At 28.9% G+C, this 14,566-nt stretch carries 12 protein-coding genes; 11 read left to right on the top strand and 1 reads right to left on the bottom strand.

From position 1 onward, the window contains the following. Positions 1–1,313 precede the first annotated feature (1,313 nt). The 9 genes from BM119_RS18485 (at position 1,314) to BM119_RS18450 (ending at position 11,162) form a co-directional block, all read left to right on the top strand. On the top strand, positions 1,314–3,065 hold the full coding sequence (locus BM119_RS18485) for an ABC transporter substrate-binding protein (protein WP_177199502.1): 1,752 nt from the start codon (positions 1,314–1,316) through the stop codon (positions 3,063–3,065). An 81-nt stretch (positions 3,066–3,146) separates the two neighbouring features. After that, positions 3,147–4,109 carry an ABC transporter permease gene (locus BM119_RS18480; protein WP_090043187.1) on the top strand — a complete coding sequence of 321 codons (963 nt, stop codon included), beginning with the start codon at positions 3,147–3,149 and terminating at the stop codon, positions 4,107–4,109. Between the two features lie 14 nt (positions 4,110–4,123). Further along, positions 4,124–5,068, top strand: coding sequence for an oligopeptide ABC transporter permease (opp4C, locus tag BM119_RS18475; protein ID WP_242948470.1), 945 nt, complete (start codon positions 4,124–4,126; stop codon positions 5,066–5,068). An 11-nt stretch (positions 5,069–5,079) separates the two neighbouring features. After that, a complete protein-coding gene (locus BM119_RS18470) occupies positions 5,080–6,063 on the top strand; it encodes an ABC transporter ATP-binding protein (RefSeq protein WP_090043186.1) in 984 nt (327 codons plus the stop codon). After that, positions 6,064–7,035 carry an ABC transporter ATP-binding protein gene (locus BM119_RS18465; protein WP_090043185.1) on the top strand — a complete coding sequence of 324 codons (972 nt, stop codon included), beginning with the start codon at positions 6,064–6,066 and terminating at the stop codon, positions 7,033–7,035. 141 nt (positions 7,036–7,176) lie between these two features. Then, positions 7,177–8,901, top strand: coding sequence for an ABC transporter substrate-binding protein (locus BM119_RS18460; protein ID WP_090043184.1), 1,725 nt, complete (start codon positions 7,177–7,179; stop codon positions 8,899–8,901). Between the two features lie 107 nt (positions 8,902–9,008). Next, entirely contained in the window at positions 9,009–9,185 is a 177-nt protein-coding gene (locus BM119_RS20095; protein ID WP_177199501.1) for a hypothetical protein, read from the top strand. Positions 9,186–9,373: 188 nt separating this feature from the next. Continuing rightward, positions 9,374–10,723, top strand: a complete 1,350-nt coding sequence (locus BM119_RS18455) for a glucose-6-phosphate isomerase (RefSeq protein ID WP_090043183.1) — start codon at positions 9,374–9,376, stop codon at positions 10,721–10,723. A 1-nt stretch (position 10,724) separates the two neighbouring features. After that, positions 10,725–11,162 carry a DUF188 domain-containing protein gene (locus BM119_RS18450; protein ID WP_090043182.1) on the top strand — a complete coding sequence of 146 codons (438 nt, stop codon included), beginning with the start codon at positions 10,725–10,727 and terminating at the stop codon, positions 11,160–11,162. An 18-nt stretch (positions 11,163–11,180) separates the two neighbouring features. On the opposite strand, the gene BM119_RS18445 is transcribed toward BM119_RS18450, so the two are convergent. Next, positions 11,181–11,384, bottom strand: a complete 204-nt coding sequence (locus BM119_RS18445) for a hypothetical protein (RefSeq protein WP_090043181.1) — start codon at positions 11,382–11,384, stop codon at positions 11,181–11,183. Between the two features lie 151 nt (positions 11,385–11,535). Between BM119_RS18445 and BM119_RS18440 the strand changes: the two genes are divergently transcribed. Further along, positions 11,536–13,539, top strand: coding sequence for a triple tyrosine motif-containing protein (locus BM119_RS18440; RefSeq protein WP_177199500.1), 2,004 nt, complete (start codon positions 11,536–11,538; stop codon positions 13,537–13,539). A gap of 93 nt (positions 13,540–13,632) precedes the next feature. Beyond that, a complete protein-coding gene (locus tag BM119_RS18435) occupies positions 13,633–14,295 on the top strand; it encodes a lytic transglycosylase domain-containing protein (RefSeq protein ID WP_090043179.1) in 663 nt (220 codons plus the stop codon). Positions 14,296–14,566: the final 271 nt, after the last annotated feature.

Below are 14,566 nucleotides of genomic sequence, written 5' to 3'. Positions count from 1 at the left end.
GATAAATCTTCTAAGGAAGATTTTAAAATTTAAAAAATATAATTTAGAGAAAATCTGTGATTTTCAACCTGAACTTTCAACTTTCCACTCTCAACAATAATCGTCAATTGTCAATTAAAAAAAGAGCTCAGCCTTTTGTTCTTATAAATTCCTTAAACTCTTGAAACTTTTAACAGGGTGTTGTAATTCATAGTCACTATAACGTTTACAAGAGGCGAGATATCTGTTATAATAAAAACGTGGTATAAATATATTTTATTATTAACTTTATTTAAGTGGGGTTTAGAATGAGCATATATTTTAATGTGAACGGAATATATATGCTTATGTGTAAATTTACGGGGGTAAAATTTATATATAGTTTCTATTTAAATTAGTCCAATGAATTACTTTTAATTTGTTGGGCTTTTTTGTGTTGAAAATTATACTATTAAACATTAATAATACTTATTAATATTTTTTTACTTTATAGTATATTATAGATTTTGAATCTGTGGATAACTTTGTGAAATAAGAAATGCTTTTTAAGAAAACCTGTGGTTTTCAACCTAAACTTGTCACTGGAAACTTGTCACTTAAAAAATGGTGTAGCCATTTTTTTATTATATTGTTATAAAGATTCTTCAAATGAATTTTTAGATGAAATGAAATCATTTGAAAAAAACCATTCATTTTATGTGAAAGACGAAATTATGTTAAAATATAAAAATTACCCTTGAATATAATATAAATAACTATGAATCAAAATAAAGAAAACACTATTTGAATAATTTTCACATAAAATACTTTTGTTTAAAAATAAACTTATTAATAAATAAGGAAAACTATTGAAAGTTTATCAACAAATGTGATAATATTTAAAGTAATCTTAAACAAATAGTTAAACACTGGGAAAAACACATCAATAAACCGGAATCATTGACATTAAAAGGCAAACATGATATTATTACCTAAAATAAATTCAAAAGAAAAAAAGTTAAAAAACCACAAAAAAATATATTTACATGTTTTGTAAAAATAATTATAATTGATTTTATAAAAAATGATATTGAGTTAAGTATCGATTTTAATTAACAGAAGATTTATAATATAAAGAAATGTCTAACCCATTACTTATTTTATCTGACGGCTAGCAACTGTAATACTCTTATCCTCTTATGGGGTGGGGAATAACATGTGCTACGTCCCTAGATTAACCTATCCAAAGTTCAGATAGTGGATAAAACTCAACCTGAATGAGGATTCGTTTTATAAGTAATGATAAAAATATTTTTATTCAAAGATATTATTTAAAAAAGAGGGGGATATTATTTATGAACAGAAAAAAGTTAATGCTTACAATGGCTGGACTAATGAGTTTATCCGTAGCTTTAACAGCTTGTGGTGGAGGTAGTGGTTCAGGTTCAAGTGAAGCAAATAATGGTGATGCACCTTTAGATCAAACGGATGGTGCAATTAAACATCTTAAAGCAGAATCACCAGATAAGGTTCCAGATGTAGCTAAAAACAGAAAAGACACATTAGTAATGGGAATACAAGATAACAAAGGAGTTTTTAATCCCTTATATACTAATAGTGCTTATGACCAAGAAGTATGTAAGGCAATGTTTTCAGATGCTCTTGTTTATAATGAGGATGCTAGTTTTAGAGCTGGTCTTTGTGATATGCCAAAGATTTCTGAAGATGGAAAGACATTTACTTTTAAATTAAAAGATGGAGTAAAATGGAGTGATGGTGAACCTATAACTTCAGATGATATGGAACTTTATTTTAAAATATTAGGGGACAAAGCATATACAGGAAACAATGATATTACAAGTGCTGAAATTTTAGGATATACAGAGTTCCATGAAGGAAAAGCAAAAGATATATCAGGAATTAAAAAAATAGATAAACAAACACTAGCTGTTACAGTTAAAGAAGTAAATGCTCTTACGTTAACTTATATAGCTCCAACTCCAATGCCAAATCATTATTATGGAAAAGCATATACTCAAGGAGATTTAAGTAAGGTTGAAGCATTACACAGAGAACCAAAGGTTACATCAGGACCATACAAATTTGTTAGTTATAAACCAGGTGAAGAAGTTGATTTAGAGGCTAATGAAAACTTTTATCTTGGAAAACCAAAAATAAAAAATCTTATATATAAAACAATCACACCTAAGACACAGATGGCTCAATTACAAGCTGGAGAGATTGACTTTCTTAATCCAGCATTAAATCCAGAAAGCATGGAACAAATAAAAGATTTAGGTTTTGTAGACACATTATATTATCCTTATAATGGATACTCATATATAGGACTGAATTTCCTTGGTAATTCAAAGTTAAAGGATTTAAAAGTTCGTCAAGCTTTAATGTATGCAGTAGATAGACAAAAATATGTGGATACTATGAATGGAGCATATGGTGAGGTTCTAGATACACCTTTATCTAAGGCATCATGGTCTTATCCTAAAGATGGTAACTTTGAAAAATATGAATTTAATTTAGATAAAGCAGCTAAATTATTTGAAGAAGCAGGATGGAAGAAGAATTCAGCTGGAAAACTAGAAAAGGATGGAGAAGTATTTAAAATTAGATTCCTTCAATCAGTAGATTCAGAGGGAAATGCTGCTCTTATACCAATTATAAAAAGTGGATTTGAAAGTTTAGGAATAGAATTTATTGCAGACCAATTTGACTTTAATACTGTTGTTGATAAGCTTAACAAAGCTAAAACACAAGATGACTTTGGTAATTTTGATATGTGGTCTCTGTCATGGCAATTGGTACCAGAACCGGATCCAACGGATTTATTTGCAACAACTGGTTCTCAAAATAGAACAGCATATTCAAATCCTAAGTTGGATGAGCTTATGAAAAAAGAAATAGCTGAAATTGACCAAGAAAAGAGAAAACCAATATTTAAAGAGTTGGCTGAAGGATTAAATAAAGATTTACCATATTTATTTTTAAATCAAAGAATGAATTGTTATGTAACTAGCTCAAGAATTAAAGGATTTAAAGACACAAGCTATGACCGTTATTATAACTATCTTCATGAATTAACTTTAGAATAATATTTATTTTATACCCGAGAAGTATTTCTCGGGTATAGTTAAAAAAAGCTTTATGTAAAAATAAGGAAGTGAGGGAGCTTTATGAGGCAATATATAACTAGAAGGCTTTTGGAAATGATACCAGTTATAATAGGTATTTCATTTTTATTATTTATAATATTTGCTATGGCACCAGGAGATGCTGTAGACGGAATAGCAGATCCTAAAATGTCAGAGGAAAAACGCATGGAATTAAGAGTACAATATGGACTAGTTGGAAACCCTGTAGAAAGATATGTAAATTGGGTTAAAAAAGCTGCTCAATTTGATTTTGGTGACTCAATTAGACAAAAAATGCCTGTTTCAAAAGTTATAGGAACATTTGTATGGAATTCTTTTTATGTGTCAGTAGCATCATTTATTTTGAGTACACTTATAGCTATACCAATTGGAGTTGTATCAGCAACAAAACAATATTCAGGATTTGATAAATTTTTTACAGTATTTGCACTTTTGGGAATATCTATACCGTCATTTTTCTTTGGTATGGTACTTATTAAAATATTCTCTTTAAACCTTGGGTGGTTTCCAGTATCAGGAATGACTTCTATTGGAGCAAAATATACTGGAGGCAAAGCAGTTTTAGATGTAATTCATCATATGATACTTCCAACATTAGTTCTTGCTCTTGGAAGTTTAGCAGGACTTATGAGGTACACAAGAACAGCTATGCTTGAGGTTATTAGACAAGATTATATAAGAACAGCTAGATCGAAAGGACTAAAAGAAAAGGTTGTTGTTTATAGACATGCTTTAAGAAATGCATTAATTCCTATAGTTACAATACTTGGAATGTCACTTCCAGGATTATTTGGTGGAGCAATACTTACAGAACAGGTTTTTGGTTGGCCAGGAATAGGTAAAATTGCTATAGAATCAATAAATGGAAGAGATTACACTTTTTTAATGGGATTTGAAGTATTACTAGCTTTATTAACTTTACTAGGAAACTTAATAGCAGACGTAAGTTATGCATTAGTAGATCCTAGAATAAGACTTAAATAGGGGGGGCAATCAATATGGGTGAAAATAAAAATATTAAAATGGATAATAATTCAGTTGTAGTACAAGATAAAAAAGAGCAGATTGAATCTCCTTTTAAGGTAGTTTTTAAAAGACTTAAAAAAAATAAGCTAGCAATTGTAGGATTGATACTTTTAGTTGTTATGCTTTTATTTGCTATAGTAGGCCCAATAATATACAGTGCAGTAAAAGGATATGATTGTTATGAATTTGTAGGTAGAAAATATGAAAAACCATCATCGAAATATATACTTGGAACAGATATGATGGGTAGAGATGTTTTACTTAGAACAATGGTAGGTGGACAAAAATCTTTATTTGTTGGTATATCTGCTGTTGTAGTAGAAGTTTTAATAGGAACAATACTAGGTATAGTAGCAGGATATTATGGTGGAATAGCAGATAATATCATAATGAGAATAGTTGATATATTTATGAGTATACCAAGTTTACCATTACTTATAATTCTAGCAGCTGTATTATCAGATATGGGATTTCCTCCAGATATGAAAATTTATGTTGTTATGTTTATAATAGGGTTCTTAGCATGGCCAGGACTGTGTAGAATGGTAAGAGGACATGTTCTTTCTATAAGAGAGCAAGAATATATGCAAGCAGCTGATGCCTTAGGAATAAAAGATAACAGAAAAATGTTTAAGCATATTCTTCCAAATGTTATACCTATAATAATAGTTACAGCAACATTAGCACTAGGTGGAAATATACTTACAGAGTCAGCATTAAGTTATCTAGGTTTAGGAGTTGTTGAGCCAACACCTACATGGGGTAATTTAATTCAAACAGTAAATGATTTATATAACTTAAAGAATAGGTCATGGCTTTGGGTTCCAGCGGGTACATGTATATTTTTAACTGTTATGGCAATAAACTTATTTGGTGACGGTTTAAGAGATGCAATAGATCCAAAGCTTAAGAAGTAAGGAGGGGTATCATGGCTAAGACATTAGTAGAATTTAAAAATCTACAAACATATTTTTATACAGAAGATGGTATTGTAAAAGCAGTTAATGACGTAAGTTTTCAAATAAGAGAAGGGGAGACCATAGGGATAGTTGGAGAGTCTGGATGTGGTAAATCTGTAACAGCTATGTCTCTTATGAGACTTATTCCTAATCCTCCAGGAAAAATTGTTGGTGGAGATATAATATTTGATGGTAAAAGTGTACTAGAAATGACAGAAGATGAGCTTATGGATTTTAGAGGAGACAAGGTTTCTGTTATATTCCAAGAGCCTATGACATCATTGAACCCAGTATTTACTGTTGGAGATCAAATAAGTGAAGCAATAATATTACACCAAAAATTATCACACTCTGATGCTAGGAAAAAGTCAATAGAGATGATAAACCTTGTTGGTATACCTAGAGCTGATAAAATAGTAGATTCTTATCCACATGAACTTTCAGGTGGTATGAGACAAAGAATAATGATAGCTATGGCACTTTCTTGTAATCCAAAATTGTTAATAGCTGATGAACCTACAACAGCACTAGATGTTACTATTCAAGCACAAATATTAGACCTTATGAAAAATCTTAAAGAAAAGCTAAACACATCTATAATGCTCATAACTCATGATCTTGGAGTTGTTGCAGAGATGTGTGAGTATGTTGTTGTTATGTATGCAGGTAAGGTAGCGGAAGAAGCAACGGCTTTAGAGGTATATAAAAATCCAATGCATCCATATACTCAAGGATTATTAAAATCTAAACCATCCTTAAATCAAGACTCTGAGGAAAAAAGATTATATTCAATACCAGGACAAGTTCCTAATCCAATAGGTATGCCAGACTATTGTTACTTCTGTGATAGGTGTGAAAAAGCATTTGATAAATGTAAAAAACAAATACCACCATTAATAGAAGTAGAACCAGGACATAAGGTGGCTTGCTGGCTTTATGAGGAGGGGAAATAGATGGCAGGAGAAGTAATTTTAAAGGTAAACAATCTAAAAAAATACTTTCCAATAAAATCAGGAGTAATTCAAAGAACTGTTGGACATGTTAAAGCAGTTGACGGAATTTCTTTTGAAATAAAAAAAGGGGAAACCTTAGGAATTGTTGGTGAATCTGGTTGTGGAAAATCAACAGCTGGTAGAACAATATTAAGACTTCTAGAAAAAACTGAAGGTGAAGTTGATTTTAAGGGTATAAAGCTTCATGATTTAAAGAAAGAGGAATTAAGAAAATTAAGACCTAAAATGCAAATAATATTCCAAGATCCATACAGTTCATTAAACCCAAGAATGACCGTTGGTGAAATAATAGGGGAATCTTTAATACAACATAATATGGCTACAAAAGCTGATGTTACAGATAAGGTACTTGAGGTTATGAAGATATGTGGACTTGCATCTTATCATATAAGAAGATATCCACATGAATTCTCAGGTGGACAAAGACAAAGAATAGGGATAGCAAGAGCTCTTGTTTTAAATCCAGAGTTTATAGTTGCAGATGAACCTGTATCAGCACTTGACGTGTCTATACAGGCACAAATTATAAATTTACTTATGCAATCTCAAGAGGATTTTGGTTTCTCTTATATGTTTATATCTCATGATTTAAGTGTAGTTAAGCATATATCTCATAGAGTTGGAGTTATGTATTTAGGATCATTAGTAGAGCTTGCACCAAAAGGTGAGTTATATGACAATCCACTACATCCATATACAAAGGCATTGCTTTCAGCAGTACCAGTACCTGATCCAACTATTAAGAGAAATAGAATATTATTAAAAGGGGATATCCCTTCTCCTGCTAATCCTCCAAAGGGATGTAAATTCCATACAAGATGTCCATATGCTATGGATGTTTGTAAAAAGGATATTCCTGAATATAAAAATGTAGGAAATGAGCACTTTGTTGCTTGTCACTTAATAAAATAGTTACCCAATCACTTTGTATATGGCCCCCATGAAACTTTAAGTTTTATTGGGGCTTTTATAGAAAAAGTTAGACTAAGAATAATTTTATGTGTATATGACCATAACTAATAATTGTAGTCTATTAAAAAGGGTGATATACATATGAAAAAAAATACAATTAAATATTCAAAGTTTATTCTTTTAGGAATATCAGTAATATCTATAATTAGTGGATGTAATAAAGAAAATAAATATGATATACCTAGATATATAAGTGAAGTAAAAGTAATTAAAGGTGAAAAAATTGATAATATGCCAGAAATATCTAAAGAGAGAGGAAATAAATTAGTAATAGGGACGAAATATGATTATAAAATATTAAATCCTATTTACAGTAATTTTTATGATGAAGAAATAGTTAATTCTCTAATTTTTTCTAGTCTTATGAATAATAAGGATGATGGAACTTTAGAGATGAATTTATTAAAAACTGAACCTAAGGTGTTAGATGATGGTAATAAATATAAATTTACTTTAAAAGATAATATAAAATGGAGTGATGGTTTTGAGATTACAACTGATGATATTGAATTTACATATATGATTTTATTTGATGAAAGCTATAATGGATTGGCAAATAGAAATATCCTAAAGATTATAGGTAGTGATGAATATAAAAATGGAGATAGTGATCATATATCTGGGATAAAAAAAATAGATAAAAAAACTATTGAAATTTCAGTTGAAGATGGAAATGCTAGAACCTTAAGATTACTTAATATAGTACCATTACCAAAGCATATTTATGATGAAAAGTATAAACAAGGAGATACATCATATGTAGACTTATTAAATAAGAGTCCAGAGGTTTTTTCAGGGTCATATAGAATAAATAAATTTGAGGATAAGATTATAGAATTAGGGATAAATGAAAACTTTTTTGGGGCAAGACCTCAAATAAATAATATAGATATAAAAAAAATAAATGATGATTATTTAACTGAACTTAAAAATGGAGATATAGATATAGTCAGTATGGGGGTTAATGAAAAAAGCATTAATGAGGTAAAAGAACTAGGATTTATTGATATATATCATTATCCTAATAATGGTTATGGATATATTGGATTAAATTTAATAGATAATCCTAAATTGCAGAATATAAATATGAGAAAAGCATTAGTTTATGGATTGAATAGAGATGGCATAGTAAAAGAATTATTTGGAGAGTATGGAGAAGTTGTTGATATACCTCAATCTAAGATTTCATGGACATATACTGATGAAGGAATAGAAAGTTATAAATATGACAAGGAAAAGGCTATACAGCTTATAGAACAATGTGGATACATAAAAAATTCTAATAGGATATTTGAAAAAAATGGTGAACCACTAGAAATAAAATTTTTAAAGACAAAAAATAATGAAGTGAATAATGCAATTTTTAAGTATGCTAAAGAAAACTATGAAGACATAGGAATAAAATTTTTAACAGAAGAAGTAGACTTTAAAACTTTAAGGAAAATATTAAGTGATAAAAAAGAAGGTAAAACTAAGAAAAACTATGATATGTTTTTTATGGCATGGGCATTGAATTCAGAGCCTGATTGCACAACAATTTTTTCAAAAGAAGGAGTACAAAACAGAACAGGATATTCTAATGAAAAAGTTGATGAACTAGTAAAACAAGGAATTGAAGAACTGGATGAAAATAAGAGAATAAAAATATACCATGAACTTTATAGAACCTTAAATGATGATGTACCTTATATTTATCTGTATGGAAGAAGAGATGGTATGGCGGTTAGTTCAAAAGTAAAAAACTTTAATGTATCACCATATAGAAATTTTACTTACGACATACAGGAAATTTATATAGAAGATTAAATTTAGGTACATTCAAAAAAACAACAAGTCAGTATGCTAGTATATTTGACTTCTTATTTTCTTTCATGTACCTTAGACAGAAATTTTATAGCATAGGGGGATTAATTATGTATAATAATTTTTTAGACAATAATGAGGATATACCAAAAGAAAAAGTTGGATTTAAAGATTTGGTGGCTATAATGATAGCACAGTTTACAATAATAATGCCAATGGTTTTAATAGCATTTGCAATTTGGGCATTCTTAATATGGTTTATAGTGTATGTTTTAATGGGTGCTTAAATGTTTTTGATAACTCTTACTAAAAAGTGAGAGTTTTTTTTATTATAAGCATTTGAAAACCTTTAAAAAAACTTATTTATAAAAAATTAATAAATAGGTAAAATAAAAAAAGGAGTAATAGGTTCAAATATTGAATATAAATTTTTAGGTAATAGGTTCAATTGGATTTAAACAATGGAGGTATAAATATGAAAAAACTAAATCTTGATCTATCTAAAGTTACTAATTTTGTTGAAGAACATGAAATAAACTATATGGCTCCTATGGTTAAGGAAGCTCATAAAATGTTACATGAAAAAAAAGGACCAGGAAACGATTTTTTAGGGTGGGTTGATTTACCTGTTAATTATGATAAAGAGGAATTTAATAGAATAAAAAAGGCTTCAGAAAAAATAAAGTCTAATTCAGATGTTTTAATAGTTATAGGAATTGGGGGTTCTTATTTAGGACCAAGAGCAGCAATAGAAATGGTAGGACATTCATTCTTTAATATAATGTCAAAGGATAAAAGAAAAGCTCCTCAAGTATTTTTCGTAGGAAATAATATAAGTTCAACTTATTTAACAGAGCTTTTAGAAGCTATAGAAGGATTAGATATATCAGTAAACATAATATCTAAATCAGGCACTACAACAGAGCCTGCTATAGCATTTAGAATATTTAAAGATTATATGGAAAATAAGTACGGAAAAGATAAAGCAAAAGAAAGAATATTTGCTACAACTGATAAAGCTAAAGGTGCTTTAAAAAGTTTAGCTGATGAAGAAGGATACGAAACATTTGTTATTCCTGATGATGTAGGTGGAAGATTTTCAGTTCTTACAGCAGTTGGATTATTACCAATAGCTACAGCTGGAATTAATATAGAAGAAATGATGAAGGGTGCTGAGGATTCAAGAGAAGCTTATAGCTGTGATGATTTAGAAAATAATAATTGCTATAAATATGCAGTTATCAGAAATGCCCTTTATAGAAAAGGAAAAACTACAGAAATACTTGTTAATTATGAACCAGTTCATATGCACTATTTTGGAGAATGGTGGAAACAATTATTTGGAGAAAGCGAAGGAAAAGACAACAAAGGAATATTCCCGGCAGCAGTTGACTTTTCAGCAGACTTACATTCTATGGGACAGTTTATACAAGAGGGAACAAGAAACATATTTGAAACAGTAATAAACATAGAAAAGTCTAAGAGAGAAGTTGTAATAGAGGAAAGTAAAGAAAATGTTGATGGATTAAATTTCTTAGCAGGAAAGACTATGGATTTTGTTAATAAAAAAGCATTCCAAGGAACAGTTTTAGCTCATAATGATGGAGGAGTTCCAAATATGATATTAAATGTTCCAGAGATATCAGCATACTATTTTGGATATTTAGTGTATTTCTTTGAAAAAGCATGTGGAATAAGTGGTAATTTATTAGGTGTAAATCCATTTAATCAACCAGGAGTGGAAGCTTATAAGAAGAATATGTTTGCTTTATTAGGAAAACCAGGATTTGAGGACTTAAAAAAAGAACTTGAATCTAGACTATAATATGAGAATAATAGTTGATGGTGATGGATGTGCGGGTATGCACATTATTGAAAAAGTAGCTAGCAAATATAATATTCCATTAAAGGTTTTTTGCACCTATAATCATAATATTTCTCTTAGTTATGGAGAGGTTTCTTTCATAGATATAGCTTTTCAAAGTGTTGATATGGTTGTTTTTAACGAAACTTTAAAAAATGATATTGTAGTTACCCAAGATTTTGGAGTTGCAGCAATGGTAATTGGCAAAAAAGCATATGCATTAAGCCCAAAAGGTTACATTTTTTCAGAAGGAAATATGGATAGATTATTATTTGAAAGACATATTTCTAGTAAGGTAAGAAGAAGTGGCGGAAGAACTAAAGGAAGTAAAAAGAGAGATTCAGAAGATGATGATAGGCTATATAAAAGCTTAGTAAAATTAATAGAATGTGTCATATAACATGACACATTCTTTTTTTTAATCCCCAGGTTTAAATTCAGAAGCATGGTTGTCTTCTTTTGGGATTTCAGGAAAAGCTATACCGTTATCTATTTTTACAGGATAAGGATTAAGTATAACAGAGGATGATGGATGATCAATGCTTGGATTATTTTTTCTGTGTTTTGGATCAGTTTCATTAAGTTTGTAATCTATAAACGTATTGTTTGTAAATCCTGGCATAAAAAACACCTCCTTAAATATAAATTGCACTAAAAATAGTTGAATTATTCATAATTATTTTAATAAAAAGCATAAAAGATGTTGTTACAAAATATGGAACTGATGTATAATTAGTATATACGGTTATAGGCATATGGAGGTTTTTGTAGTTATGAATACAATTGATATAGATTTTAATTTGCCAAGTCCACAACAGAAAAATACTCCTATAGAAATTAAAGCAATTTGTGAGGAGGATGTCTTATATAAATTTTTAATTGGACAAGGCGGTATATGGGAAAGTTTTAATGAATTCAGTGAAGAAAATAAAATTCTATGGACACCTAAGGAAGATGGACAATATTTTATTCTAGTTCAGTGCAAGGAAAAAAATGGTTCCAAGCCTTTTGATTTTTACAATAAAGTAAGCTACTCAGTTGGGGAAGAAACTACAAATTTTATTAATAATATAGTATGTGATAAGTCTACGTATAAAGTCGGAGATAAATTGGAGTTAATTGTTGAATCAGAATGTAAAGATCTATTGTATAGATATTGGATTTTAAATAATGGATCTTGGGAAATGATAAAAGACTACTATGGGGATAATATATTAGTATTTACTCTTAATAATGAAGGGGAATGTGAAATTTTAGTTGAATGCAAAGAGATTAGCTCGCAAAAAAAGTTTGATGAAGCAAAAACTATATCAATTAATGTTGAAAAATTGGAATGTGTTGAAATAACTAATTTTAAATGTTTAACACAAGATGATGTTATAGTTAATAGAGAATTAATCTTTAAAGTTGATACAAAACAAGATGAATCAAGGATGATATTATATAAGTTCTATAAAATTAACGAAGAGGGAAAAAGTAAATTAGTTCAAGATTATTCATCAAAAAAAATAGTATCATTTGTTGAAAAATTTCCTGGAAAATATAAAATATTATGCATGGCAAAAGATATGTATTCTAAGGATCAATGGGATGACAGAGCAATTATAAATTATGAAGTAAAACCTTATAAAGATGTTGTAATAAAAAATGTAGTTACAGATTTAGCATCACCTCAATTAAGAGGAAGAGAAGTAAATATAAAAGTATTAGCTGAAGGTGGACAAAACTTATTATATAAATTTATAATTGATGGAAATTGTAGTGTTGACAGTGGATATATAAATACGCCAGAGTTTACATGGAAAACAGAATATGAAGGTGAATATATAATAGAGGTTTTTGTTAAGGATAGTAGTTTTAATGATCAATATGAAGCTAGTGCAAAGATATCATATATAGTTGATAAAGAATTTTATATACCTCTTAGAATAAAAGATGTATGTTTAAATAATAAAAAAAATTATGTGAAAAATAGACCTATAAATATAGAAGTTATAACTGAGGGTGGGATATCACCGTTATATAATTTTGTGATTTATGAAGGAACTACTGAAGTTGCAAAAATAGATTTTAATAATTGTAACTGGGTAAACTTTACTCCAGAAAAAGCTGCTGAATATAGAATGGATATAAAGGTTAAAGATAAATATTCTATTAAGGAATTTGATAATCATAGAACCTTATTTTTTGATGTAAAAGAGTTTATACCAGCAAAAATAGATTATGTATTATTAGATTTAAAAGAATACTATAGAGTTGATGATGAAATTTTTATTGAAGTTATAGCAGAAAACACTCGAAATATATTATTAAGGTATAACTTATATATAAATGATGAATTAGTAGAATCTACTGATTATAGTATGAAAAAGCATTATAAGATTATTCCAAGATGTAGTGGAAAATATACATTAGAGGCTTTAGCTAGAAATGAATCTTCTAAAAAAGAATATGATTCTAAAAAAAGTGTAAGCTTGTTAGTTCACAATTCAATGCCAATAACAGATACAGAAATTAAACTTAACAGAATTAGAGGGAAAATAAATGAAGATTTGACCTTTAATGCATATTGTAAAGGTGGAAAAGATGTATGTTATGAGTTCTATTTGAGTTATGAAGAGCAGTGGAAGAGAGTACAAAGATATAGTAAAAAAGATTTTTATAGTTTTATACCATTTAAAGAAGGTAAATATAGTGTACTTGTATTATCTAAAAGTTCATGTAAATCTGTAGCCTATGAAGATTACAATATATATGAATTTTATGTAGATAAATAAAGATTTAAGTGAAAAGGGACAAGTTTTCACTTTCAAGGATCAACTTTTATTACAATAATGGAATAAAAATTTACAAAGGAAAGAGGGGATTATATGAACGTAGATAATGTACAAAGCTTATTAGTAACGCAGCTAATGACTCAAATAATGCAAAAATCTATGGGGGATAACATAGGGTTTCAAATGGCATTAGAATCTGTTATGAAGGGGCTGGCTGACAATACAGATTCGAACATAGCAAAAAGCATAAGTATGAATGGACAAAGTGGACAGAATTTAGAAAGTTTTTTAAGTGACAGAGCTGATTTAATTAACACAAGCATGGAAACTGAAACATCTTCAGTGGCTCCTAAGACTAAGGATGAAAAAATTAATTCAGCAATTGAACAAGCATCCAAAAAGTATGGAGTTGATGCAAAACTTATTTCGTCTCTAATTAAACAGGAATCTGATTTTAATCCTAACGCGAAATCTAGCGCAGGAGCAATGGGACTTATGCAACTTATGCCATGTAATGTTGAAGATTTTGGAGTTAAAAATCCATATGATATTTTTGAGAACATAGATGCTGGGACAAGAGAGTTAAGAGGATATTTAAAAAGATATAATGGAAATATTGAGTTATCATTGGCTGCTTATAATGCTGGGCCAGGAACCCTTGAAAAAAGAGGGGTAACATCAGTTGATGATATATGGAAACTACCATCAGAAACTAGAACACATGTGAAGAAAGTTATGGGATATTACAGGGGATAGTATGTAAAAAAATTATATAATCAATATAATATAAAGCATTATTCTATAAATTTTAATGTTTAATAAGGCACATTCAAAAAAATAACAAGTCAGTATGGTAGTATATTTGACTTGTTATTTTCTTTCATGTACCTAAAAAACATCTTAGGAATTTTATATAGAATAATGCTTTTTTACTTTATAGGATATTATAAAATTTCGAATCTGTGGATAACTTTGATAACTATTAAAATATATAGATTTTTTAGTTGAAAACTTTAATGAGTGAAAA

This window comes from Clostridium frigidicarnis, from assembly GCF_900111985.1.
GTDB classification, from domain to species: domain Bacteria; phylum Bacillota; class Clostridia; order Clostridiales; family Clostridiaceae; genus Clostridium_Z; species Clostridium_Z frigidicarnis.
This window is presented reverse-complemented; position numbering and strand designations above follow the sequence as displayed.

What these genes read in the sequence shown, in the direction of transcription:
- opp4C (WP_242948470.1), top strand. Translation starts at nt 4,124, where the DNA reads ATGGGTGAAAATAAAAATATTAAAATGGATAATAATTCAGTTGTAGTA.
- BM119_RS18435 (WP_090043179.1), top strand. Translation starts at nt 13,633, where the DNA reads ATGAACGTAGATAATGTACAAAGCTTATTAGTAACGCAGCTAATGACT.
- BM119_RS18450 (WP_090043182.1), top strand. Translation starts at nt 10,725, where the DNA reads ATGAGAATAATAGTTGATGGTGATGGATGTGCGGGTATGCACATTATT.
- BM119_RS18455 (WP_090043183.1), top strand. Translation starts at nt 9,374, where the DNA reads ATGAAAAAACTAAATCTTGATCTATCTAAAGTTACTAATTTTGTTGAA.
- BM119_RS18470 (WP_090043186.1), top strand. Translation starts at nt 5,080, where the DNA reads ATGGCTAAGACATTAGTAGAATTTAAAAATCTACAAACATATTTTTAT.
- BM119_RS18460 (WP_090043184.1), top strand. Translation starts at nt 7,177, where the DNA reads ATGAAAAAAAATACAATTAAATATTCAAAGTTTATTCTTTTAGGAATA.
- BM119_RS18485 (WP_177199502.1), top strand. Translation starts at nt 1,314, where the DNA reads ATGAACAGAAAAAAGTTAATGCTTACAATGGCTGGACTAATGAGTTTA.
- BM119_RS18465 (WP_090043185.1), top strand. Translation starts at nt 6,064, where the DNA reads ATGGCAGGAGAAGTAATTTTAAAGGTAAACAATCTAAAAAAATACTTT.
- BM119_RS18445 (WP_090043181.1), bottom strand. Translation starts at nt 11,384, where the DNA reads ATGCCAGGATTTACAAACAATACGTTTATAGATTACAAACTTAATGAA.
- BM119_RS20095 (WP_177199501.1), top strand. Translation starts at nt 9,009, where the DNA reads ATGTATAATAATTTTTTAGACAATAATGAGGATATACCAAAAGAAAAA.
- BM119_RS18480 (WP_090043187.1), top strand. Translation starts at nt 3,147, where the DNA reads ATGAGGCAATATATAACTAGAAGGCTTTTGGAAATGATACCAGTTATA.
- BM119_RS18440 (WP_177199500.1), top strand. Translation starts at nt 11,536, where the DNA reads ATGAATACAATTGATATAGATTTTAATTTGCCAAGTCCACAACAGAAA.